The organism is Planktothrix pseudagardhii, assembly GCF_904830925.1.
Taxonomy (GTDB): domain Bacteria; phylum Cyanobacteriota; class Cyanobacteriia; order Cyanobacteriales; family Microcoleaceae; genus Planktothrix; species Planktothrix tepida.
The window spans coordinates 1,450,422-1,474,286 of sequence record NZ_LR882967.1 but is presented as its reverse complement, the minus strand read 5'-3'; the positions used below and the strand labels follow the sequence as shown (position 1 = coordinate 1,474,286).

General features: G+C 38.9%; 24 protein-coding genes. 13 read left to right on the top strand and 11 right to left on the bottom strand.

Going from position 1 to position 23,865, the window contains the following annotated elements:
- The first annotated feature begins 59 nt into the window (after positions 1-59).
- Complete coding sequence (locus tag NMK36_RS06215; RefSeq protein ID WP_193868129.1) at positions 60-1,202, top strand: ATPase, T2SS/T4P/T4SS family; 1,143 nt, start codon at positions 60-62, stop codon at positions 1,200-1,202.
- Positions 1,203-1,256: 54 nt separating this feature from the next.
- Here NMK36_RS06215 and NMK36_RS06210 read toward each other — a convergent pair whose 3' ends face one another.
- From NMK36_RS06210 to rpsO, 4 genes are all read right to left on the bottom strand, one after another.
- Positions 1,257-2,129: a hypothetical protein gene (locus NMK36_RS06210; protein WP_254173324.1), complete on the bottom strand. Its 873-nt coding sequence runs from the start codon at positions 2,127-2,129 to the stop codon at positions 1,257-1,259.
- A 273-nt stretch (positions 2,130-2,402) separates the two neighbouring features.
- Positions 2,403-3,464, bottom strand: coding sequence for a 3-deoxy-7-phosphoheptulonate synthase (gene aroF, locus NMK36_RS06205; RefSeq protein WP_254173323.1), 1,062 nt, complete (start codon positions 3,462-3,464; stop codon positions 2,403-2,405).
- A gap of 119 nt (positions 3,465-3,583) precedes the next feature.
- Positions 3,584-4,120, bottom strand: coding sequence for a PAM68 family protein (locus NMK36_RS06200; protein WP_072717222.1), 537 nt, complete (start codon positions 4,118-4,120; stop codon positions 3,584-3,586).
- A gap of 84 nt (positions 4,121-4,204) precedes the next feature.
- Complete coding sequence (rpsO, locus tag NMK36_RS06195; RefSeq protein ID WP_072717223.1) at positions 4,205-4,474, bottom strand: 30S ribosomal protein S15; 270 nt, start codon at positions 4,472-4,474, stop codon at positions 4,205-4,207.
- 210 nt (positions 4,475-4,684) lie between these two features.
- Between rpsO and NMK36_RS06190 the strand changes: the two genes are divergently transcribed.
- The 3 genes from NMK36_RS06190 to NMK36_RS06180 are packed head-to-tail and all read left to right on the top strand — an operon-like array spanning position 4,685 to position 8,672.
- Positions 4,685-8,209: a tetratricopeptide repeat protein gene (locus NMK36_RS06190; protein WP_254173322.1), complete on the top strand. Its 3,525-nt coding sequence runs from the start codon at positions 4,685-4,687 to the stop codon at positions 8,207-8,209.
- Positions 8,210-8,259: 50 nt separating this feature from the next.
- Positions 8,260-8,523 carry a hypothetical protein gene (locus tag NMK36_RS06185; RefSeq protein ID WP_254173321.1) on the top strand — a complete coding sequence of 88 codons (264 nt, stop codon included), beginning with the start codon at positions 8,260-8,262 and terminating at the stop codon, positions 8,521-8,523.
- Entirely contained in the window at positions 8,520-8,672 is a 153-nt protein-coding gene (locus NMK36_RS06180; RefSeq protein ID WP_254173320.1) for a hypothetical protein, read from the top strand. The genes NMK36_RS06185 and NMK36_RS06180 overlap by 4 nt, the downstream gene beginning before the upstream one ends.
- A gap of 37 nt (positions 8,673-8,709) precedes the next feature.
- Here the strand turns inward: NMK36_RS06180 and NMK36_RS06175 are convergent, their stop codons facing one another.
- Complete coding sequence (locus tag NMK36_RS06175; protein WP_254173319.1) at positions 8,710-8,892, bottom strand: hypothetical protein; 183 nt, start codon at positions 8,890-8,892, stop codon at positions 8,710-8,712.
- Positions 8,893-8,894: 2 nt separating this feature from the next.
- Positions 8,895-9,383, bottom strand: coding sequence for a type II toxin-antitoxin system VapC family toxin (locus tag NMK36_RS06170; RefSeq protein WP_254173318.1), 489 nt, complete (start codon positions 9,381-9,383; stop codon positions 8,895-8,897).
- Positions 9,384-9,613: 230 nt separating this feature from the next.
- Between NMK36_RS06170 and NMK36_RS06165 the strand changes: the two genes are divergently transcribed.
- Both NMK36_RS06165 and NMK36_RS06160 read left to right on the top strand, forming a co-directional pair.
- The gene (locus NMK36_RS06165; RefSeq protein WP_254173317.1) at positions 9,614-9,934 is read left to right on the top strand and encodes a nucleotidyltransferase domain-containing protein; all 321 of its coding nucleotides are present in this window, start codon (positions 9,614-9,616) and stop codon (positions 9,932-9,934) included.
- A gap of 59 nt (positions 9,935-9,993) precedes the next feature.
- Positions 9,994-10,206, top strand: a complete 213-nt coding sequence (locus NMK36_RS06160) for a hypothetical protein (RefSeq protein WP_254173316.1) — start codon at positions 9,994-9,996, stop codon at positions 10,204-10,206.
- A 68-nt stretch (positions 10,207-10,274) separates the two neighbouring features.
- Here the strand turns inward: NMK36_RS06160 and ruvA are convergent, their stop codons facing one another.
- The gene (ruvA, locus tag NMK36_RS06155; protein ID WP_254173315.1) at positions 10,275-10,904 is read right to left on the bottom strand and encodes a Holliday junction branch migration protein RuvA; all 630 of its coding nucleotides are present in this window, start codon (positions 10,902-10,904) and stop codon (positions 10,275-10,277) included.
- Between the two features lie 233 nt (positions 10,905-11,137).
- Between ruvA and NMK36_RS06150 the strand changes: the two genes are divergently transcribed.
- From NMK36_RS06150 to NMK36_RS06140, 3 genes are all read left to right on the top strand, one after another.
- Positions 11,138-13,756 carry an ATP-binding protein gene (locus NMK36_RS06150; protein ID WP_254173314.1) on the top strand — a complete coding sequence of 873 codons (2,619 nt, stop codon included), beginning with the start codon at positions 11,138-11,140 and terminating at the stop codon, positions 13,754-13,756.
- A 133-nt stretch (positions 13,757-13,889) separates the two neighbouring features.
- A complete protein-coding gene (locus NMK36_RS06145; protein ID WP_254175167.1) occupies positions 13,890-15,164 on the top strand; it encodes an MFS transporter in 1,275 nt (424 codons plus the stop codon).
- Positions 15,165-15,185: 21 nt separating this feature from the next.
- Entirely contained in the window at positions 15,186-15,377 is a 192-nt protein-coding gene (locus NMK36_RS06140; protein ID WP_254173313.1) for a hypothetical protein, read from the top strand.
- 98 nt (positions 15,378-15,475) lie between these two features.
- Here the strand turns inward: NMK36_RS06140 and NMK36_RS06135 are convergent, their stop codons facing one another.
- From NMK36_RS06135 to rd, 3 genes are read right to left on the bottom strand one after another with little or no spacing between them, the layout of a single operon-like run.
- Positions 15,476-15,778, bottom strand: a complete 303-nt coding sequence (locus NMK36_RS06135) for a Dabb family protein (RefSeq protein WP_254173312.1) — start codon at positions 15,776-15,778, stop codon at positions 15,476-15,478.
- Between the two features lie 2 nt (positions 15,779-15,780).
- Positions 15,781-17,028, bottom strand: a complete 1,248-nt coding sequence (locus tag NMK36_RS06130; protein ID WP_254173311.1) for an NAD(P)/FAD-dependent oxidoreductase — start codon at positions 17,026-17,028, stop codon at positions 15,781-15,783.
- An 8-nt stretch (positions 17,029-17,036) separates the two neighbouring features.
- Positions 17,037-17,201: a rubredoxin gene (gene rd, locus NMK36_RS06125; protein WP_072717232.1), complete on the bottom strand. Its 165-nt coding sequence runs from the start codon at positions 17,199-17,201 to the stop codon at positions 17,037-17,039.
- 95 nt (positions 17,202-17,296) lie between these two features.
- Between rd and NMK36_RS06120 the strand changes: the two genes are divergently transcribed.
- From NMK36_RS06120 to NMK36_RS06105, 4 genes are read left to right on the top strand one after another with little or no spacing between them, the layout of a single operon-like run.
- Positions 17,297-18,001, top strand: coding sequence for a polysaccharide deacetylase family protein (locus NMK36_RS06120; protein ID WP_254173310.1), 705 nt, complete (start codon positions 17,297-17,299; stop codon positions 17,999-18,001).
- 43 nt (positions 18,002-18,044) lie between these two features.
- Positions 18,045-20,498 carry a Calx-beta domain-containing protein gene (locus NMK36_RS06115; RefSeq protein WP_254173309.1) on the top strand — a complete coding sequence of 818 codons (2,454 nt, stop codon included), beginning with the start codon at positions 18,045-18,047 and terminating at the stop codon, positions 20,496-20,498.
- A 12-nt stretch (positions 20,499-20,510) separates the two neighbouring features.
- Positions 20,511-22,088 carry an S-layer homology domain-containing protein gene (locus tag NMK36_RS06110; protein WP_254173308.1) on the top strand — a complete coding sequence of 526 codons (1,578 nt, stop codon included), beginning with the start codon at positions 20,511-20,513 and terminating at the stop codon, positions 22,086-22,088.
- A 50-nt stretch (positions 22,089-22,138) separates the two neighbouring features.
- On the top strand, positions 22,139-23,089 hold the full coding sequence (locus NMK36_RS06105; RefSeq protein ID WP_254173307.1) for a class I SAM-dependent methyltransferase: 951 nt from the start codon (positions 22,139-22,141) through the stop codon (positions 23,087-23,089).
- Between the two features lie 153 nt (positions 23,090-23,242).
- On the opposite strand, the gene NMK36_RS06100 is transcribed toward NMK36_RS06105, so the two are convergent.
- Positions 23,243-23,797 carry a hypothetical protein gene (locus NMK36_RS06100; RefSeq protein ID WP_254173306.1) on the bottom strand — a complete coding sequence of 185 codons (555 nt, stop codon included), beginning with the start codon at positions 23,795-23,797 and terminating at the stop codon, positions 23,243-23,245.
- Between the last annotated feature and the right edge of the window lie 68 nt (positions 23,798-23,865).

Below are 23,865 nucleotides of genomic sequence, written 5' to 3'. Positions count from 1 at the left end.
ATTCAGTCTGAATTAGCTCTAAACCTGGGAATATTAGACTAAGACACTATTAATAGAAAATGTTAGCTAAATCTCAAGCCACTGGAACAATTCCGTTGGACGCGCAGCAAATTTTCGGTTTAATTGACAGTATTTTACCGTTAGAAGTTTGCTTGCATTACCAAATTTTGCCGCTCTGTCTCAAAGATAATCAATTATATTTGGGCGTTGTTGATTCAGAAGATGAATCAGCCTTAGAATATGTTCAAAAGATTGTATCTTATATGAATTGCTCCATTGTAACTCAGATTATTTCCTCCGAAGAAGAAAGATCTGTGTTGTCTTCGTATTTATATTATACGCAACAGGCTCAAAAAACTGAACCAATTTCAACAAGTGTTGAACAAACCTTATCTTCTGAACCTCAAACTTCTTCCCAAACTTTTATACAAAATTCAGCAGTTCATTCTTCTGTTAAGTCTAAAAATATTACCCCGTCAGAACCTCTTGAATCTTTACCGTCACTGGTTGCTAATTTTTCTTCTGAGGTCGAAAAGTTTTCCCTGGAACCGATAGAATTAGCATCTCCAGGTTCCTTAAATTTACCCTCAGTTTTAGAGATTAAAACAACTGATTTAGAAAATCCGATGGAGGATTTAGCAATATTATCTCCCCATGATTTGTTACAAGAACTGTTAGGAAGAGTGTTAAAGGGGGGGATTGGGCGACTTTATTTTGAACGCCAAGAAGCCAATTCATCTCGAATATTATGGAGTCAGGATGGCGTTTTACAATCCGTTGTTGCGGGGTTAGAAGATCAACAATTTCAGGGGGTAATTAATGAGTTGAAATTATTAGTCGAATTTCCTTTAATTCCCGTTGATAAGCCTCAACAAGTTGAGATTGAACGAGTTTATCAAAATACCCATCTATTATTGCGGTTAAGAGTTACTCCCGGAAGCTTAGGAGAAGAAGCTAACTTACAGGTTTTACGAGGGGCTGCTTTAAAGTTTTATCAAAAACAACAGTTATCTAAATTGAGTTTAGATGCTTTACGGCTAACGCAGCAACTTCAAAATAAACTCAGTGAACTTAGCACTCGCCTTGCTGTAACGCCTTTATCCTCAGAAAATTTACGGTTATTAAATCAACTTTTGAAAACAATGGTTCAACAATCAGAAGCGTTAATTCAAAAAGGTCAAGATTCAGATACCACTCCTTAGAGGGTTGAGGGTTGACGGTTAACAACCAACAGCCAACCGTCAGCTATCTGAAGATTAATCAAAAATTAAACCCAGTAGTCCTTTCGTGTAAATATAACTGAAACCAATTTGAATCCCAAAATCTGTTTCATCTCGAATATATCCCACACTAGCACGGCCTGTAATTAAGAAACTGTAAGAAATGGGAATATCAATTCCGGCTACGGCTGAAGGGCCAACGCTAAAGTCATTATTAAAGATATCTTTGTAGATAATTCCTGCTCCTACAAAGGGTGAAAACCGAACCGCATTTGTTTCACTTCTGACTGGAAAATCAGCCGTCAGATGAACTAAACTGGCGCTATCGCTTCCGATGATAATTCCACCCGAATGTAGGGAAAAGTTTTCTGAAAATCCGGTTTTGGAGAGGCTCATTAAACCTCCTCCTCCTAAACCTGAACCATCTCCTGTAATTCCAATATTTCCTCCGAGTCCAACATAATTATAGTTATTACTTAAACGACGACCATTCGCATCAGCGGCTTTCCGGGGATCTTCGGGTTTCTCTTCTCTTGCTTCAGGTTGTTGAGTAACGGGTAAGGATTGATCTGAATTTTGAGCAATATTCCACTCAACTCGATCCATCCAATTATTACTTAAATCGGCGGCTTGTGTGGAGGGAAATGTAGTTTTAGCTTCTGATAAAGTTTGCGGTTGCTGTTGAATAACTTCCTCGGAGTTATTATTAAGTTCTGTACTTTCAACTGCTAACTGTTCAGGATTTGAATCCGTTGTTTCTGAGAGCGTTTTAGACGCAATTTCTACTGAAGATCCAACAATATTTTCTAAGGAGGATGGAGAGGAAAGTTCTTTAGCTAAAAGTTCACCCCCATTTAGGGTGAGTGCTATCGCAGTTCCTATAAAAGCCGTTGTATGGAGATTGGGCATCGGTAATTGCACTCCTCAACCAATAATTATTTCAGGAAATTTAACATTATTATTATATATAGTTTTCAGAGATTATTCCAGATGAGAAACTGTCACAAGCTGCTTAAAAATCTATCTTTAGACAGATGTAAAAAATAAAAACTCTTATTTTGATTATCCCTAAAATAGTATTAGTTTTAAACTGTGGAAAATTAAAACCAATTTAAGGTAACAACACTCTCAAAATTTGACCCGGATGGTCAACCTGAGCATCTGAGCATCCGGGTCAAGGAATTAACCGACAACAGCCAGTTCTTTTGGCCAACGGCCTACCGCTTTACCAATCACAGACAGTTCTTGCATTAAATGGTCAAACCGATCTGGGGTTAGAGATTGAGGGCCATCGGACAAGGCTTTTGCTGGGTTGGGATGGACTTCAATCATTAAAGAATCGGTTCCGGCGGCAATGGAGGCCATCGCCATAGAAGGAACGTATTCTGCCACACCAATGCCATGACTGGGATCGATCATAATCGGAAGGTGAGTCAGCGATCGCAATACGGGAATCACGGATAAATCCAGAGTATTGCGGGTATATTGACGGTCAAAACCCCGAACGCCCCGTTCGCATAAAATCACATTTGGGTTTCCACCTGCGAGAATATATTCTGCGGCCATTAACCATTCTTCAATGGTGGCAGACATTCCCCGTTTTAGCAGAACAGGTTTATCTTGGGCTCCCACTTTTTTCAACAAAGAGAAGTTCTGCATATTGCGAGCGCCAATTTGAATAATATCGGCGACTTCTCCTAATTTTTCCAAATCTTCGGCATCCATTAACTCCGTAATAATACCGAGTCCGGTGGCTTCCCGTGCCGCTGCTAATAACCCTAGGGCGCTTTCCCCGTGTCCTTGAAACGCATAAGGAGAGGTACGAGGCTTAAAGGCTCCACCCCGCAGGAATTTAGCACCAGCGGCTTTCACTCGTTTAGCGGTTTCAATAATCATCTCTTCGTTTTCCACTGAGCAAGGCCCAGCAACGACCACGAGGGGATGGTGTTCGCTAAAGGTAACATCTCCAGCCGGAGTTGGAACGGTAACTTCGCTGGCTTCTCCTTGACGATAGGTGCGACTGACCCGTTTATAGGGTTTTTCGACCCGTAAGACATCCTCAATGAAAGGACTCATTTCCCGCAGTTGCAAGGGGTCAAGGTCTGCCGTTTCACCGACTAACCCAATCACCACTTTGTGTTTACCAACAATTTTTTCCGGTGATAATCCCCAACTGGTGTTGAGATCTGCATTTAAACGTTCAATTTCGGCTTCCGGTGTGCCGACTTTCATTACTATAATCATTTATCCTGGAATGATCGGTTGATCAAACTTAAAAAACTGGAATTGTTTCAGAAAATACAGGGACGTTAAACTAAATTTAGCGTATTACAATTCAACTTTGGACGTAAAGTTTTGAATTCTTAATTTTTCTGATTTTTTTGCCGTGCAGCTTTCCATCCGTCCTGCATTCGCCCTAAATTCAGTTTAAATTCTTGCCAGCCTAAAACACTTCCTGAGATGTCTTCATCCCAGGATGCTGACAGAACGCCATAGCTTAAACCCACGACACTTAACCCAAAAAAACCCATACTAATCATCACAACAATGCTATGGGGAAAGAGAAACAAGTCTTGGGTAATTACAAAATAACTCCCAATGAATGTTCCTAAGCCCATCAGCAAAGGTAGTCCCGCTAAAACGACCATTCGAGAGAGCATCCGTTGACTGACTTGCTCTGGAATTGCCGTTTCTTCACGAGTATAACGACGCTTAGTGTCTTTCGTTTTTTGGGGTTGAGGTTGGGAAGAGGAAGCAGTCGCCTTGACCTTTTGATCAGGTTTTGTCGATTTAGGGTCTGAAGCCGCCTTAACAGGAGGTTTTGAAGTCGCTTTATTATTTTTTTTGCGATTTTTCCTCGGTTCAAAGGCGGGACGTGCGGGAGGACGTTCAGAGGACATAGGTTTAAAAGATGGGTCTGGAAATGCAGGAGGAAAGCTAAGGTCACAGATTAAGGCTTCGGTTGTTACGCCAGTCGCAGAATTCTAACCCCGAATACCCAGACGTGCAATTAAGGCTTTATAGCGTTCTCTATCTTGACCTTGTAAGAAGCTTAACAGACGTTTGCGACGGCCAATCATGAGTAAAAGTCCACGCCGAGAGGAGTGATCTTTTTTATTGATTTTTAAGTGTTCGCTGAGTTTATTAATTCGTTCGGTCAGCATTGCCACTTGCACCTCACAGGAACCGGTATCGGTTTCATGGGTTTGGTGCTCGGACATGATTTCTTGTTTACGCTGCTGTGTGAGAGCCATAGTTGTTGAATCTCAAGTTAATCCGTAATTTGCCACAATCATTTAGAATACCATACTTTTGATCAGTTTTAATGACGGTTGACGGTTGGCTGTGTAGAGACGTGCCATGGCACGTCTCTACTGACGGTTGGTGGTTTACTGTCCTTCTATTCCCTATTGCCTATTCCCCATTGCCTATAATTAAATAAACCTAGCTCAGGGGTAGAGAGCGTGCCGATTCCCGATTTAGTTAGTCAACGCAATATGCGTTTGTTGATCTTTAGTGTTATTGCTGTGAGTGGGACGATTTGCCCGATTGTTATCCCTGCTCTTGCTGCTGCGGGCACCGTCGCTACGGGTGTTGGAACAATAATCACGGGTATTGCTGGTGGAGTTGTTGCTACTGATATGATTGCCCATCACCAGAATCAACTCAGTGTAAAGCTGCGTCAGAGTAAGGATAGCCTTGCTAATGAAGACCTGATCAAAGCATCAGGGTTAGCGGTGGGTTTCTTGATTCGATCTGTCGCAGAGTCGGGCAAATATCCCCAACGCACCTCAAGGTTAAAACAGCTTGCGACCTATGCGGCAAAACGGTGGACAAAGCTAATTTATGATAGTCATAATCGAGATTTAAATGAATTAACTCCGTTACAGGAAGAGGAGATTAATACTCTTTTTGCCAAACAGGGAAAAGATTTTTTTGAGCAAACAGTATTAACAATAGAAGATTGGCGGATTATTCTTCAGGATCAGTTGTGTAATCCAGCCAAGATTAACCTAGAGGCGGAGATTATTGATGATTTGGCTGAAAAGCTCCATCGAGGATTTCCTAAAGCTCTGCGGCAAGTGCTGAAAATTGATTTTGAGGAGGGAGGAAAAGCCTTTGCTGGGTTGACTATTTCCATGTTAGGAGAAATACTGGCAATTTTGCGAAATGCGTCCTCAATGGGCAATAATGAAACAATTCTTGCTGGGTTGCAACAGATCGAAACTCTACAGCAACAACTCCAACAAAGTCAAGAAGCTAAATTTAAACAGTTGGGAACTGAGATGGAATCGGGGTTTGATGCCGTCTTACAACAGTTGGGAATCACTCAGGCACAAATTGAAGAATTACGGGGTTGGTTATCTGAGGAATTACAAACTTTACAAGAAACGATCATCACCGGATTCGCACAAGTTGGTCAACAGAATCAAGAGTTAAAACAAACCGTAGAACAGGGCTTTGAGACGATTATCGGATTCTTTGAGCGAGACCAATCGAAAATTCAAGCGATTTCCTTTAGTCTAAATACCACACCCCCGGCTGTGAACTATTGGCAAGGGCGAGAACAAGATTTAGCCATTGTTAACGGTTGGTTAGACGATGAAAATAATAAATTGGGTGTAATTGTCGCTATTGCAGGGATGGGAAAATCAACCCTAGCCGCCAAAGTCTTTAACGATAGAACGGATTTTATTGATAAATTGTGGTTAGATTTAAGCCAACGTCCCCTATTCTCCCTTGTCGCCCAGGGGATTTTAACCCAATTGGGAAAACTGTCTCCAGACCAGTTAAAAGAAATTGAAGAAACTCGTTTAACCGAGGTTTTAATCCACTGTCTGCAACAACAACGGTTTTTACTGGTATTAGATAATCTGGAATCCGTGCTCCAGGATGAAGGTTATCAGAATTTCTTGCAACACTGGCTAGGGAAATGTCATCAGACAGAAATTCTGGTGACGACCCAAGTTGTGCCGAATTTAGTCCAGGATAAACCCACAGAATTAGCCCTAGAGGGACTTTCAGCAACGGAAGGAAGACAATTACTTCAAAATTTAGACATTGGAGGGACAGAGGCGGAATTAGGGGCTTTTGTGGCTGGGGTGAATGGCCATCCTCTGACCTTGCGACTGGTGGCGGGGTTACTGAATGGGGAAATTGGCATCGGGGCGACGATTGGGGATTTAGCCGCGTTAGGAATAGCCGATGTCGGGGAGTTGATGGGGCGGTTACAGGGATTTCACCGTCAGGAGGCGGTGCAGTTGGTGGCCGTGTTGGATGCCAGTTTTAACCGTTTATCGGAGAAGTTACAACGGGTGTTGTTGTCCTTGGTGGTGCTGCGTTGGGGGTTTGATGCGGTGACAGCAACAGCTATTTCTAGGGAAACGGTGACGGAGAAGGAATTGCGGGAGTTAGGGAAACGGGGATTTTTGGCGTCGGAAACCAAGGGAATTTATACGTTTTTGCCCTTGATTTTGGAGTATCTCAAGTATTGGGTGGGGGATTTAAGGGGATCGCATCAGAAGGCGATTGAATTTTATCAAAGTCGGTTTAAATCCCGTGACCAGTGGCAGACGGTGGAGGATGTGCGGGAATATTTGGAGGTGTTTTATCATTGGTGCGAGTTGGGGGAATATAAAGCAGCGTTTGATGTGATTTATGATGGAAGTTATAACGATAATTGTGTTGCTAAATTTCTCGAATTACGCGGTAATAACCAACTCCGTACTGAACTCTATCAGGAATTGGTTGAACATCTTACCGATAAGCAAGACTGGCGATATTGTGCCTCTTTAATTTCGTTAGGCAATGTTTACAATTCCCTAGGACGCTACGAAGAAGCGATATCCTATTACCAGCAATCACTAGAAATTGCACGAGAGATTGGGAATAGACAGGGGGAAGCCAATTCTTTAAACGGTTTAGGCAATGCTTACCGTTTTCTAGGACGCTACGAAGAATCCATATCCTTTCACCAACAATCTCTGGAAATTCAACGAGAGATTGGGGATAGACAGGGGGAAGCCAATTCTTTACGCTGTTTAAGTATTGCTTACAATTCACTAGGACGCCACCAAGATGCTATATCCTATTATCAGCAATCTCTGGAAATTCAACGAGAGATCGGGCATAGAGAAGGGGAAGCCAATTCTTTACTCGGTTTAGGTATTGCTTACAAAAACCTAGGACGCTACGAAGAAGCGATATCTTATTACCAACAATCTCTGGAAATTCAACGAGAGATCGGGCATAGAGGGGGGGAAGCCAATTCTTTAAACGGTTTAGGCAATGCTTACAATTCACTAGGACGCTACGAAGAAGCGATATCTTATTACCAACAGTCACTGGAAATTGAACGAGAGATTGGGAATAGACGTGGAGAAGCCAATTCTTTAAACGGTTTAGGCAATGCTTACAATTCACTAGGATGCCACGAAGAAGCCCTATCCTTTCACCAACAGTCACTGGAAATTCAACGAAAGATCAGGGACACAAGGGGGGAAGCCAGTTCTTTAAAGGGTTTGGGCAATGTTTACAATTCCCTAGGATGCCACGAAGAAGCCATATCCTATTACCAACAGTCACTGGAAATTGAACGAGAGATTGGGAATAGACGGGGGGTAGCTAATTCTTTAAATGGTTTAGGAGAAGTCTATGATGGTTTAGAAGACTATCAACAAGCTCTTTCTTTGTATCAAGAGGCTTTGACTATTGCAACAGAAATCAAAAGTCCTGAATACCAAGCTGAAATCTGGTTTAACTTTGGTAAAACCCTAACTAAACTTAACCGCATTCCCGATGCCATAGGTGCGTACCGCAATGCTCGCCAATTCTATCAACAAATCCAACTCGATCACAAAATCCAAGAATGCGATCGCGCCCTTGAGCAACTCGAAACCCCACCCATTCCGCCATCCCTGACCCTGTGGCAAAAAATCCGTCGCTGGTTGAGTCAAATCAAGCAATTTTTCCGCCAGTTATTCTCCTAGTCCTAACCCCATATTTCGGTTAACATTAACCCCAAAATTTAATCTATATTATGAAACAAGAACTTATTCAAGAACTCGAAACAACACCCGACTTTGTAATTGAGGAAGTTTATCACTTCTTAATTTTCCTGAAAACCAGACTCAAAACCAGAAACACGACGGATTCAACCCAACCCAAACTTGATAATTCTATCCTAAATATGATCGATGAAATTATATCAGAAGTCCCTCCCGAAGAATGGGAAAAACTTCCTAAAGATTTTGCCGAAAATATTGATTATTATTTGTATGGTGTGCCCAAAGGTGAAGAATGAAAACAGTTTATGCAGATACAGGATATTGGATTGCTTTAATTAATCCGAATGACAATTTACATTCAAAAGCTAGAGAGATAACCCAGACCCTTTATCCTCTAAAAATCATAACCAGTGAAATGGTATTTGTGGAATGTAGTTGCGCTTAAGCGCAAAAATAAGGGCTAAAGCCCAACTACTAACTGATCACACTGTTGGGTGCTGGGGTGCATTTGGTAAGCGGTTGATGGGAAGTTTGACAAATTTTCGGTTACTAGCCATTTGTTTATTTCGCAAATCATCAAATATAGCCTTGAGGTCATAGTTAAATGATTGTGCGTACTCCTCTCTATAATTATGGATTTCTTCTAAAATTGGATCTTTATACATTGTTATTCTCCCAGAGGATCAAGGTTAAGAAATTCGTAAGGGGTACAGATAAATGGTAGGGTATATCCTAGATTACGGCTAATTTTACATAACTTTCTTTGGATCTGAGAATTTGCCATGTGCTTGCAGTTCCATGTTAACAGATAATTCAACCCGTAAACCGTAGCTAGGGCAATATGCAGAGCATCATTAGAGGCTTTTTGGGGTAAGTTACTCTGCTGTAGAAATTCCTGTGCGAGATCTGTGGCTTCTTCTGTAAACTCCAGAAATGTCAAAGATTGTAGTAGGATTAAGCGTTGAGTTGCGATGATTGAGTCTCCTCTTTTGGCTTCATCTTCAACCAGTTCTGAAGTATAAAGTACCAGTGAGTTATAATACTCGTCCCACCAGTCTTGAGTAATTTTCATATTTGCTGCCACAATTAAATTATCTGTGGGGCGGGCAGTCAGGTAGCCAATAATACTGGTCTCAATGTAAACAGTTTGAATCATTCTCAAAGATTGTGGATAATTAAGTTCATCATGCCATACAAAAGAGATGTGTCAACAGTCACAACGATCAACACACCTAAAATAATTTACTATTGAAGTTGCCGCCTCACAAATTATTCCAGTTAGTCAGTATTGGGAAGAAGCGATTTTAGATAAGTTACGTCAGCTATCCCAAACTAGACAGCGACAACTTGAAGAATACCTAGAATTTCTATTACATAAAGAAAAAAATGAACCCCAAAATCCAACAGATTATACAAAAACTAAAAACCGAATTTGAGCAACTCTATCAAAACCGCTTAGTTACCCTAATTTTATTCGGTTCACAAGCTAGAGGAGATGCAGATATTGGTTCAGATATTGACGTATTAGTGGTATTGAAAGGAACTGTTCAAGTCGGACAAGAAATTAAACGCACAGGTCAATTGATTGCCGATTTATCTTTACAAAATAATGAAGTAATCAACTGTATATTTATGGAAGAAAATCGGTTTTTACATCGTCAAGGCCCTTTATTAAGAAATATTCAAAAAGAAGGTATTTTACTTTAAATTTTATCACATCATGACTAATGATCAACTTGAATTACTCTTAAAAGCAAAACAAAATTATGAACACTAAACTGGTTGAATCTCTGATTACAATTATTGAGTCACTTTCTAAGGAAGAACGGACTCTCCTTGAACAAAAATTATTTCTTAATCTCTCTTACCCTTCCCCAGAAGAAATCGCATATCTAGCCGATTCAGAAGGGACATTTAACTTTCTGAATCATGAACCTGATCTATATACCTTAGAAGATGGAGAGGAAATTAAATGGTAGTAAAAAAAGGAGATATCGTTATGCTAATAATACCCCCCAACCCTAAAAACACGAAGACACAAAGATTTTCACGTTCCTTGACTCAACCAAGCGATCGCACTCCTGATCCATTCGTCAGAATTGGTTTGTTTAGCTAGACTAGAATCTTGACTAATAGCTTGTAAAGCTTTCATGACTTCAGCACCTGTGTAACCGAGGGCGAGTAAGGTCATTTCGACTTCTTCCTGAATGTGGGGGGCTATTCCAGAGGGAGAGGAAAGGAGTCCCGCTTGGTTTCGCCATTCCGAGAGTTTGGTTTTCAGTTCCAGGGCGATGCGTTCTGCGGTTTTGTTTCCGACGCCTGGGGTTTTAGCTAAAACGCGAGTATTACCCCCAACAATGGCTTGAATGAGATCTTGAAGTCCCAGAGTATCCAGAAGGGCGATGGCCAGTTGAGTCCCAATACCACTAACGCTAATTAATTGGCGAAATAAATCCCGTTCAGCCATACTAGAAAAACCATACAAAACCATTTGATCTTCTCGAACTTGTAGGTGAGTGAAGATTTGTGTGGTTTCGCCCAAGGGGGGTAATTCCATTCTCATGCGAGGTAAAATTTGCAGTTCGTATCCGACGTTATTAACATTCAGTAATAACGTAACTCGATTTGCATTTCCTTTCTGAATATCTGCGATGATCCCTGTGAGAGAGCCAATCATATAAAATAATAAAATAATGCCGATGAACTAAACATTTTTAGCTGAAAATTCAGTTAAAATTAGAGGCAGATTCAAGATCTGGATGTTGATTGGGTTCAAGCTTGACTCCGTAATAGGAATTAGAAGTTGAGCCGTTGTCCAAATCAAGTATTCTCTATTCTAAGGGCATTGACCCGATGAATTCAGTGTAAGGGTGTATTATACATTATTCTCACTCATTATGCTGTTTTCAGATGTCAAAAAGATTACTGAAAAGATGGGTAAATCAAATTGCTAGAGCCGTTCCCCTGCGAGCAATTCTTGTTGTTCCTTTTGTTCTACAAACCTTTATTGCAGTGGGTTTAACAGGATGGTTATCCCTGCGAAATGGTCAAGAAGCCGTTAATGAAGTCGCAACTCAACTTCGCCAGGAAATTAGTAATAAAATAGAACAACATCTTGATTATTATCTTCAATTTCCTGCTCTTATTAATAAAATTAATTCCGAAGCCATTTATTACCCTCGTTTTAATATTAATGAACCTGCTCTCATTGAAGAACATTTATTGAATTATCTTCAATTATTTCCCAACGTTAATTCAATCTTGTTCGCTTCCGAGGAAAAAGTATTTATAGAAGCCCGAAAGCTATCTGATCAGCAGATCGTTCTCTTTAGTTCAAGCTCAGATACTAATTTTTCTTTATTTTACTATAACTTGGATTCTAAGTGGAATAAAATCAAGAGTTATAAAATGATAGATAATCTTGATCCGCGTCAAGAATTATGGTACAAAAATATTATTAATGGAAAAGGTAAAACCGTTTGGAGTCAAGTTTCTGAAGATTTAGAGTTTGAGGATCAATTAGCAATCATACAAGGAATTGCCCTTTATGATGAGAACCAAAATCTACTAGGAATCACAGGGGTTAAAATTTCTTTAAATCATATTAATCAGTTTTTACAAAATTTAAGAATTGGTCAATCAGGACAGACTTTTATTTTAGATCAAAGTGGGAAATTAATTGCAAGTTCTATTCCTGAAAAAAATGCTTTATTTCAGTCTCCAAATTCTGTAAGTTATCAACAGGATTTAATTCAATCGACAATGCAATTCTTATTTAATAACTTTAGAGATTTCCAGAACATTAAAACCACTCAAAATCTGAATTTTAAATTAAATGGAGAACAACAATTTGTTCAGGTTGTCCCTTTTAATGATTCCTCTGGACTGCAATGGTTAATCGTCGTGGTCATTCCTGAATCAGATTTTATGGATAAAATCTATGAAAATACTCGAATTACTATTTTACTCTGTATTACAGCTTTATTTGTTGCCATTTTATTGGGTTCAATTACGTCTCGTTGGGTGACCCAATCAATTCAATCTATGAGTCAAGCCGCTTCAGCAATTTCTCAAGGAGACTGGAATAAAATTGTTATCGGAAGAACCAAGGAATTATTTGATTTAGCTCAACTTTTCAATAAAATGGCGAAGCAATTACAGCTTTCTTTTACTGCGTTAAAACAAAGAGAAGCGAATCTAACTGAAGCTCAAAAATTAGCTCATATTGGAAGTTGGGAATGGGATTTAAGAACCCACAATTTTACTTGTTCTGATGAGTTATTAAGAATTTTAGGACAAGAAGATAATGATTTAACATTTCATCACTATTATCAACTCATTCATCCTGATGATCAATACACCTATCAAGAGATGATTCATCAAGCCATTGAAGAAGGATATAGCTTTGAATTAGATTATCGGATGATTAGGATAGATGGGTCTATTCGATATGTCTATGGAAAAGGTCAACCAACCGTTAATTCCCAAGGAAAAACAATTCGATTGTTGGGAACAGTTATGGATATTAGCGAACGAAAATTAGCAGAAAAAGCACTCAAAAATTCGGAAGCGGAATTAAAACAAAAAACCCAGCAACTTGAACAAACCTTAGAAGAACTTCAAAAAACCCAAGCGCATTTGATTCAAAGTGAAAAAATGTCAAGTTTAGGTCAGTTAGTGGCTGGAATTGCCCATGAAATTAATAATCCGGTGAGTTTTATTTATGGTAATATTATTTTTGCCAAAGAATATGCCGAAAATTTAATTGAATTGATTGAAATTTATAAACACAGTTATCAACCCAACTCAGAAGTGATTGAAAAAACTGAAGCCATCGATTTAGAGTATTTATTACAGGATTTTCCTAAATTAATTGATTCTATGAAAATGGGTGCAGATCGAATTCAGTGTATTGTTAAATCCTTAAGAAATTTTTCTCGTTTAGATGAATCACCGATTAAAAATATTGATATTCATGAAGGTTTAGAAAACACGTTATTGATTTTGCAAAGTCGCCTAAAAAATTCTGTTGAGAAAGCTTCCATTGAAATTATTAAAGATTATGGTAATCTTCCCAAAGTGGAATGTTATGCTGGGTTATTAAATCAAGTTTTTATGAATATTTTAGTCAATGCCATTGATGCAACGGAAGAATATAATAGCCACCGTTCAGAATTAGAACTTCAGAAACACCCCTCATGGATTAAAATTAAAACCGAATTTATTCAAGCTGAACCTTTAGAATCTTCAGTATTATATTCTCGATTTAACCGCTTTCAAATAGTGGCTCAGGATAGTATTAGAATTAGAATTCAAGATAATGGCCCCGGAATTTCTGAATCCACTCAAAAACGGCTTTTTGATCCCTTCTTTACAACCAAACCGTTAGGAAAAGGAACCGGATTAGGATTATCAATTAGTTATCAAATTATTACGGAAAAACATCGAGGTCAATTACAATGTTTATCGGAAACAGGAGTGGGAACAGAATTTATTATTACAATTCCTGTGTCTCAAAGTCACGCTTAATAGTATCAAATGGAGAGCGGTTTTCTATTCCTCTTAATAGAACCCGATAGAACCTTAATCCGTTATGATGGTTAAATCAGGATTAACGGTTTTTACGTTATTCCTGTACATATTGTATCAGGACACTCGAAAAATGGGGTTCCGACGGAATCGTTTTTTAGGTTGGCTTCCTCAACTTAATCCTCAAATTTTTATTTTAGCAATCGGTCGATTACTATCCCAAACGGGGACAGGATTTACCTTGTTTTATGCTCCAATTTTCTTTGTCAATCAAGTGGGATTATCCTCTACAGCCGTTGGATTAAGTTTAGGTTTAGCTCAAATTTCAGGAATTTTGGGTCGATTTTTAGCGGGTTCGTTATGTGATTCTCCCCGTTGGGGTCGTCGGTTTACCTTGTTAATTTCAGCCGTTATTTCAGCGATTTCTTCTTTTATTTTAGCCGTCGCGAATGATTTTACCGGAGTCGTTTTAGGGAATTTATTGCTGGGTTTAGGAATTGGACTATATTGGCCAGCAACAGAAGCAGTTGTTGCTGATTTAACGACAGGAAAACAGCGCAATGAAGCTTATGCGTTGACGAGATTAGGGGATAATGTCGGTTTACAATTGGGAATCATTTTAGGGGGATTAATTATTAGTACGTCTGGTAACTATCGAGCGTTATTTATCATTGATGGAATTTCTTTTATTGTGTTTTTTGGAGTAATTTTTGCAGCAATTCAAGAAACAAATACTACTTTCAATCAATCTCAGACTGAGCAAAAAAGATGGGGGGAAAACTGGTGGGTTGCATTACGCGATCGCACGTTGTTAATTTATGTTATTGTTAATATTATGTTTACTATTTATATTTCTCAAATTAATAGTACCCTTCCCCTTTATTTTAATAAATTTGTACAAGGAGGACTTTCTGCGGGGGTAATCAGTTGGTTATTTATTGGCTATACTGCCATTTCTGTTATCTTTTTATTACCTATTTCTCGATGGTTAAATCGGTTTAGCCATTCTCAAGCATTGAGCATTTCTGCTCTTTTGTGGGGAGTCGGATATATTGTGATTGCTTGGACGGGAATGGTAGAAAACCAGGCGTTAATTTTAGCCAGTTTAGGCTTAGGAATTTTAGCCATTGCGGTTGTCTGTTATACCCCTGCTTCTGCGTCGTTAGTCGCTGATTTAGCCCCCGATTCTTTACGGGGAATTTACCTAGCCATTAATGCTCAATGTTGGGGAATCGGGTATTTAATTGGGCCACCTTTAGGTGGTTGGGCACTGGATCAAAGTCCTGAAATTGTGTATAATTTTTGGGTAAGTCTGGCGTTTAGTATTATTATTGCCCTATTCATTTTGAAAATTCTTGATCGTAAAATTAAACTTCAAAAGCAGGTTAATCTAAAGCCAGATTCATAAAAATTTTGAGGAGATAAATTCATGGGAAAACAATCTAAACTCAAACAAAAACGACAAGATTTAAAAAATAATCCTCCTGAAGTATTATCCGTTAAGGAGGATCTTGATCCGACTCATTTTGTCGAAACAATGGAAAAACAAGGTTATCAGTTAAAAACTTTCAATTCCTGTCCCAATCTTCCTGAAAAACAGGATGGAAAGCCTCAACTTTAATCTAGGATGAGCTTAACCCAGTCCTATACTTCAGTTTTGAAGGGACAGATAAAATATAGGAGGTGAAGATAGCCAAAACTTATCCTAATTGATGAGAATTAAGGTGCAACATCAAAATCAAAAGCAATCAAATCATCTAAATAATTTAAGACCATTACTTTAACTTTCTCATGTTCAGGATGGGGTAAATAAGCATCTCGATGGTCGGCTGTTTCAAAGGTCATAATAAATCCATGAGTGTAGCCTTGATTTAATCCTTCAGGACTAGAATAGGGGCCACCATTAAACCCAATTATCCCCGGAATTAAATTCTTAAGTTCAGCTAAATGAGTAAATATCTGATCAATTTGGTCGGGAGTAACTTCGGGTTTAAACTTGAGCAAAACGAGGTGTTGAATCATAATTAAATGTCCTTTAATTTGCCTATAGATTGTCCAGCTAACCATCCGGTTGTCCAAGCACTTTGAAAGTTAAATCCTCCGGTAATTCCATCAATATCTAACACTTCTCCAGCTAAATATAACCCTGGACAACAACGACTTTCCACCGTTTTAAAGTCAACTTCTTTTAAGTTTACACCGCCACAGGTAACAAATTCTTCTTTAAACACACCTTTTCCTATAATATTATAACTGCCTTGGGTTAACTCTTGAATCAGTTGATTGAGAGATTTATTAGAAATTTCAGACCAACGTTTCTCTTCATCAATACCAATATAATTAACTAATTGTTTCCACAACCGACGGGGTAAATCAAAGGGACAATTAGCAGCAATTAATCGTTTAGGAAATTCAGATTTTAGGGCTAATAAGTGTTCTTTTAACTGTTCGGGATGTTCCTGGGGTAGCCAATTAATCTGTAGCGGGGATTTATAACCACAATCATATAAAACCCTTGCCCCCCAAGCCGATAATTTTAAGATTGCTGGCCCACTTAATCCCCAGTGGGTAATTAATAACGGCCCCGTTTGTTCTAGTTTCGCTTGAGGTAATCTAACCCGCACTGAACTAACTGAAACTCCAGCTAAATCTTGCAGCCTTTGATCTTTAATATTAAAGGTAAATAAAGAAGGAACGGGAGGAATAATTGTATGCCCTAAAGCTTTAGCAAAGCGATAACCAGAGGGATTATTTCCTGTTGCCAATAAGATGCGATCGCTTTCTAAAATTTCTCCTGTTTTTAGTTGAATTTTAAAGGGATAAGTGTTAGAATGGTTATGAGAAATAGCAGCAACAGGAACTTGAGTTTTAATCCTAACGCCTGCCTGTTCAGCAACCCGCATTAAACAGTTAACAATCGTCGCAGAATCATCCGTTGTCGGGAACATTCGCCCATCAGATTCTGCTTTTAATTGCACCCCATGATCAGTAAACCATTCAACAGTATTTTTAGCTTGAAATCGACTAAAAGCCCCCCGTAATGCTTTACTTCCTCTGGGGTAATTCTGAACAAATTGAGTCGGTTCAAAACAAGCATGGGTGACATTACAGCGCCCCCCTCCAGAAATTCTAACTTTGGCAAGGGGTTGCTGTCCGGCTTCTAGCAAAATGACTTGAGTATGGGGGTGGTGAGTTGCACAAGTAATGGCACCAAAAAAACCAGCCGCCCCGCCACCAATTACAATCACTTTTACCGGATGTAAACTAGACAAATTATCCTCTATTCTTCTATTACTTCAAAATCTTTTTTTTCAGCTTGGCAAAGCGGACAAATCCAATCTTCGGGGATCTCTTCAAAGGGTGTATCTGGATCAATACCGCCATCTGGATCACCGTATCCGGGATCGTAGGTATAGCCACAGACTGTACAAACGTACTTTTTCATGGTTAAATTTGTCAATAAATTGCTGATCAATATCGTACATTTTTTGTAACCCTATTCGAGTTTATTTATGCAAAGTTTTGTAAACTTTAATTACCATGAAACATCCTTTCCATTTTAAACTACAATTGGCTCCCTTTTTTCCCTATTTACATCCGCTTTTAACCCCAACTTTTCCCCGTTGTTTATGGACGGGGGATTTATCTCAACCTGAAATTTGTTTAACCTTTGATGATGGCCCCCATCCAGACTATACTTTAGAATTATTAAAAGTTTTAGATTCCTATCAGATTCCAGCCAGTTTTTTTTGGTTAGGACAATGGGTAGAACGCTATCCTGAAATTGCCCAAGCCGTCTATCAGCGAGGTCATTGGATTGGATTACATGGTTATCAACATCAATCCTTCCCTTTTTTAACAGAAATAGAATTAAAAACTAGCTTAGAAAAAACCCAAGATGCTATTTTAAAAGCCTGTGGTCTGGAGCCTGAATTTGTCTTAGATGTCCGTCCTCCTAACGGATTCTTTTTGCCACAAACGTTGACTTTATTAACAAGCTGGGGATATCGTCCCGTGATGTGGAGTGTTGTACCGGAAGATTGGGTACATCCTGGGGTTGATGTGGTGACTCATCGCGTGATCAAACAAACCCGAAATGGTTCAATTATTGTCCTCCATGATGGGGATCATGGGGGAAAAGATGTCGCAAAAACGGCTGAAAAAATTATTCCTAAATTGTTAGAACAAAACTATAGATTTGTAACAATTCCTAAATTTTGGCAGTCCGCAAAACCAGTGATATGATCAGCAATGTTAGTGTTTTAATTTCAGTTCACCCAATGACATCATGGTGCTAAAACCTGAAACCGATCCCACCACAGGTCAACTTCGCTTAGTCGGAGATAATACCCCCGAAGATGTGAGATTCTTCCCTGGAGAATTAGCAGTATTTCCATTAGGTGCTTTTTTATTAGGAGGAGATGATACGGTTCGAGGGTCATCTGATCCTGAACGAATTTATGGCAATTTAGATAATGATATCCTGTTTGGGGAAGGGGGAAATGATACCCTTTTTGGGGGGCAAGGAAACGATAAAATTTTAGGAAATCTTGGCAATGATCTCCTATTTGGAGAAGATGGAAATGATCAATTTGTTGGGTTTGTAAATCCAGATAACCCTTCTCAATTAGCAGGTGTTGAAGGAGATGATACCATTTATGCGGGGTCAGGGAATGATCAAATTCGAGAGAATGAAGGCAAGGATTTAATATTCGGAGGTCAAGGCGATGATGAATTAAGATCGGGGATAGAAAATGATATTGTTGAAGGCAATGACGGTAATGATTTTATCGGCCCAGGAGATGGGGATGATACCGTTTCTGGAGGGAATGGAAATGATCAGGTTCGAGGGGATGCGGGAAATGATTTAGTCAAAGGAAATACCGGAGATGATCAGCTATCGGGGGGAACAGAAAATGATACTTTATTTGGGGGTCAAGGGAATGATCAATTGACCGGAGATGGGGGAGATGATCGTTTATCAGGAGATGAAGGAATTGATACTTTAATGGGTGGAGATGGCAAAGATATTTTTGTTATAGATAGTAGTCAATTAGGCAGTAACCCGGAATCATCGGAAATAATTGTAGATTATAAACCCGGAGAAGATATTATTTTTTTAACGGGGGATTTGGGATTTGAAAATTTAACCCCTAAACCCGACCCTAGAACTGAAAATAGCACTATTTTAGAAGCTAAATCGGGAGGAATTGTTGCTGTATTACAAGGGATTAAACCCGATCAAATTAATCGATCTAACTTTATTATTCCTGGAGTTGTAGAATTTAGTTCAGATGAATTTGCGGTTAATGAAAATGGGACAGCGATCAATCCCGTTACTGTTGTTAGAAATAGCGGAAATGATGGGGAAATTAGCGTCACCGTTGTTCCGGTTCGTACCCCCTTAACGCCCCCTGATAATCAAATTAATACAAATCCTGTTGTTGTGAAGTTTGGGAATGGAGATAATACTCCTAAAATTGTTACTATTCCCATTGTTAATAATAATGTTCCTAATTATGCAGCCAATGTTCGTTTAACATTAGAAAATCCCACAAATTTTGCTCAACTCGGAACCCCCAATCAAGCTCTTTTAAACATTATTGATGATGAAATTCCCCCTGCTTCTGTAGGAACTTTAATCAATCCAATTCCTGAAACCTCTGCTGAATTTGGTTTTGCTTTATCCAGAGTTAGTAATAATTTTGCGGTAGTCGGTGCACCGGGTCAAACTAACAATCAAGGAATTGCTTATTTATTTGATCTGACTACTCAACAACCCACATTAACCTTTCGTAACCCTTCCCCCAGCGCTGGGAATTCATTTTTTGGTGAATCCGTTACTACAATTTTAGGTGATAATGTTATTATTGGTGCGCCTCAAGATAATAGTTTAGCACCCAATTCAGGGGCAGTTTATGCCTTTAGTACCACCACAGGAACGCCCTATTTAGTCCTCAATAATCCTACCCCAGATGTCTTTGATTTATTTGGCTATTCCGTTGCTATTATCGGTAATAATATTATAGTCGGTGCGCCCAATGATTCCACATTAGTCCCCGGAGGAGGGACAGTTTATTTATTGGATGGAAATACAGGTCAATTATTACAAACTTTTTTCAATCCCAACCCTCAACCGAATGACTTTTTTGGAGCTTCTGTTGCTGCGGTGGGTGGAGATAGAATATTAATTGGTGCACCTGCTAGTTTAACACCAGGAGGAGGACAACAACCCGGTGAAGCTTATATTTTTGATAGTGTTACCGGACAACTTTTACAAACCTTTAGAAATCCTAATCCAGGGTTAGATAATTTTGGTTATTCCGTCGCTTGGTCGGGAATTGGTCGAGATATTTTAATCGGTGCACCTGGAGATGACTCAGGAGGAATCAATACCGGAACAACGTTTTTATTGGATGGTATAACAGGGGCAGTTTTACAAACCTATAATGCGCCTCAAATAGAGGATAATAATCAATTTGGTCAAGCTTTATCCTTAATCGGAAATGATGTTTTAATCGGTTCCCCAGGCTATGGATTAGCAAATTTAGGAGGAACATTCCGCTATGAATTAAGAACCGGAAATTTACTTCAAACTTATTTAAGTCCCGTTACGGATAATTCCGATACAGACTTGAATTTTGGAGCATCTGTTACCAGTGTTGGTAATGTTATATTAGTGGGTGTTCCGGGTTTGGATACAACCTTGGCGAGTGTCGGTGCTGTTTATCAATTTGTTTAAATTAGGAGTAATATGAAAAAGAAATTTTACCTTCCCCAGCTTAAATTATTTATTGTTGTTCTTTTAGGAGTCATCTTAACTCATAAATCTTTACCCTTAGTTTATCCCGTTTTAGCCCAAAATCCTAAAACCTTTGAGGATATAAAAGGTCATTGGGCGCAAAACTGTATTGAAGAATTAGCTCAAAAAAATATTGTTAAAGGCTATTATGAAGATGATACTTTTCGTCCCGATGAACCCGTAAATCGAGCAGAATTTGCGGCGATTATCAGTCAAGCTTTTCCTAAAATTCCTAAAACTGAAAAAGCCATTGATTTTGTGGATGTCCCTACGGATTATTGGGCTTATAAAGCCATCCAAAATGTTAATCAAAGAGGGTTTATGTCAGGATATTTAGGCAGTATTTTTAATCCGTTATTAAATATCCCTAGAGTACAAGCCTTAGTCGCCTTAGTTAATGGTTTAGATTATAAACCAAGTCAAGTTTCCTCTCAACAATTAACCCAAATATTTGAGGATGGGTCAGATATTCCTGAATATGCAAAAAAAGCGATCGCAACCGCAGCAGAAAACTGGTTAGTCGTTAATTATCCCAATGTTCGACGATTAAACCCCAATAAACCTGCGACTCGTGCAGAAGTTGCGACTTTCGTTTGTCAAGCCATTTCCGCAGATCAAAAACAAGCCTTAGTTCCCACTCAATATATTGCTAGAGTTGCAATTTCTGAACCTTCACAAGCCCAGTCAGAACCCAAACCGAAACCATCAACCCCTGCGGTTACAATGCAACCCCAAACAACCCCTCCCATTGAATCCAGACCGGAATCCTATCCCGAAATTAAGGATTTAAAGGTACAAAAAACTGCAAAATTAGGGGATATTAAAGCTGAATTATTAGCAGATTCCGAGAGTACAATTCAGTTAATGCAAATTAAAATTACTAGAAAAGGAGAGTTAGTTTCTGAAGATGTTGTGACAATGGCAACTTTAGCAGCACCAGGGGTTAAAACCGTTAAAACCGGGAGAGTCCTTGATTTTAAAGTGTTAGATTTAGATAATGATAAAGAACCTGAAATTTTAGTAGATTTATTAATTGATGAGGATAACAATCGTAAAAGTTACTCTTCGGTTATTTATCGATATAGCCCCATAAAAAAAGAATATCGAGATGTGCAACAAAAATGGGGTTTAACGTCCTATCGATTGAATACAGAGAACCTAGAAACCCCGATTTTGATTCATTATGATCAACGATTTAGCCAACAATTTCAAGCTTATACTCCAGAACAACTCCCATTACAGATTTTTCAATATCAGTTTGGAGAATTTCAAGATGTAACTCAACAATATAAGGAGTTTCTCAAAGAGCATAATTCGGTTTTATTGCAAGAAATCAATAAACGTCGTCGCCTGAAACAAGATTTAAAAGCAGTGGTAGCCGCTTATTTAGCCCAACAGTATTTATTAGGTGACGCCAATGCAGGTTGGAAAACGATTGAAGAACTGTATCAAAACCCTGACAGAAATCAATTTTTTCCTCAACTTCGCCAATGGTTGAAAAAGACAGGATACACTGAAGGATCTTCATGAAACATTTTATGATAGCTTAAGACTTGCTATATATCATTCATTTTCAAACCATGATTAACGCCAAACTAAAACCAGACTGGGCAGGAGAAGATTTTCTGTCTCAAATTGTTAACGTTTTAATTCAAACCAAACCGCTTTATAACTTAATGAAGCTTCAAGCGAGACAAGTTTTAATTAAAACAGCAGAAAAAAATGGAGTTCAGTGGCGGAAAACTTGCCAAGAATTAGACAAAGCAGGCGCGAAGGAACTGTTAGAAAGTGTTACTAATCCTAATATTCAATATCCCGATTATTATCAAGTTCCCTTTCATGCTTATGATGAAGGAAATCTCTGTTGGTTAGCCGCCTTTGAAGCTGAACCTGCAACAAAAGCAATGGGTTTGCGAGTCTGGCCGAAAGAACAAATTACCTGGGAAACCGCAGAACATCGGTTACGGTCTAGCTTCCATGAAATCTTAGGCAAATATTGTCCTGAAAGTGTGGAGAATGTATTAGATATTGGTTGTTCTGTGGGGATGTCAACTCTCCCATTACATCGCTATTTAGTTCAAAAATACGGTCATAATATTAGAACAGTGGGGTTAGATTTATCCCCCTATATGTTAGCGGTAGCAAAAGTTCGAGATACCCAGGGAGAAATCGCCGAATGGAGACAGGAACTCGCTGAAAATACGAGTTTTCCTGATAATAGTTTTGATGTTGTTACCCTGCAATTTTTGTTACATGAACTCCCGAATAAACCCAGTCGAGATATTTTTCAAGAAGCGTTCAGAATTTTACGTCCGGGTGGCTGTTTAGCCATTGTCGATAATAATCCGAAATCAGAAGTGATTCAAAATTTACCTCCAGCGTTATTTATTCTGATGAAAAGTACCGAACCCTGGAGTGATGAATATTATACTTTTGATGTAGAAAATACCTTAAAAGAGGTTGGGTTTGATTATAAAATAACCCTTCCCAGTGACCCCCGCCATCGCACGATTATTGCTATAAAACCTTAACCCCGTTGTTGTGCTTCAGTGCGATCTGGGTTGTAAAATGATAGTAGATGGTGCGTGCGCGTTGCTTACGCACCCTACGAATTATAGTTAGAATAATGCGATCGCGCCTTAAAAACCAGGTTTCTCAACAATTAGAAACCCGGTTTATTGAGATTAAACGCCTTCAGAAACAATGCGTTGAAATTGATCAACTAAACAATTTTGTAGTTCTGCAAAATCTTCAACGGATTTTTCTAATTGAGTTTGGCGAACTCGTTTTAAGGTTGGGTTTGTAATCATTTCAGCTTGAGCCATTTGGATTTCCAGACGGCTAATGAATTCTTCAAATAGAGAATTGATTTTATTTTCTAACTCCATTTTTTTCTCTAGTAAAAAGGCGGCTGTTGCACTGCGAATGGCTGCTTTTTCCCGAACTAAATATTGATTGCAATGTTCAGTTAAAGATTGAATTTGGGTTTCTCGCACCTTTTCTAATGCCCGTTTTCGGAATTCAAATTCATCTTTAATTAAGGCTAATTCCCCTTGAATAACAGCACGAGTCGCCGCGTCGGGAAAAAATCGTTGTAAAAATCCTTCTCGTTTTACCATCACAGAATCAATGGCAACTTGGGCTTGATCCGTCAGGCGAACAATTGGAGAAGCAACGATTTCTAAACCTTGTTGTTGCTTAACTAACTCCATCGGTTTTCTTTTTTCAAGATTAGACATAATTTTTTAACCTGTAAGTAACCTGATATTTATAAGATATTCAATCTTTGATGATTTGTCTGTCGAGA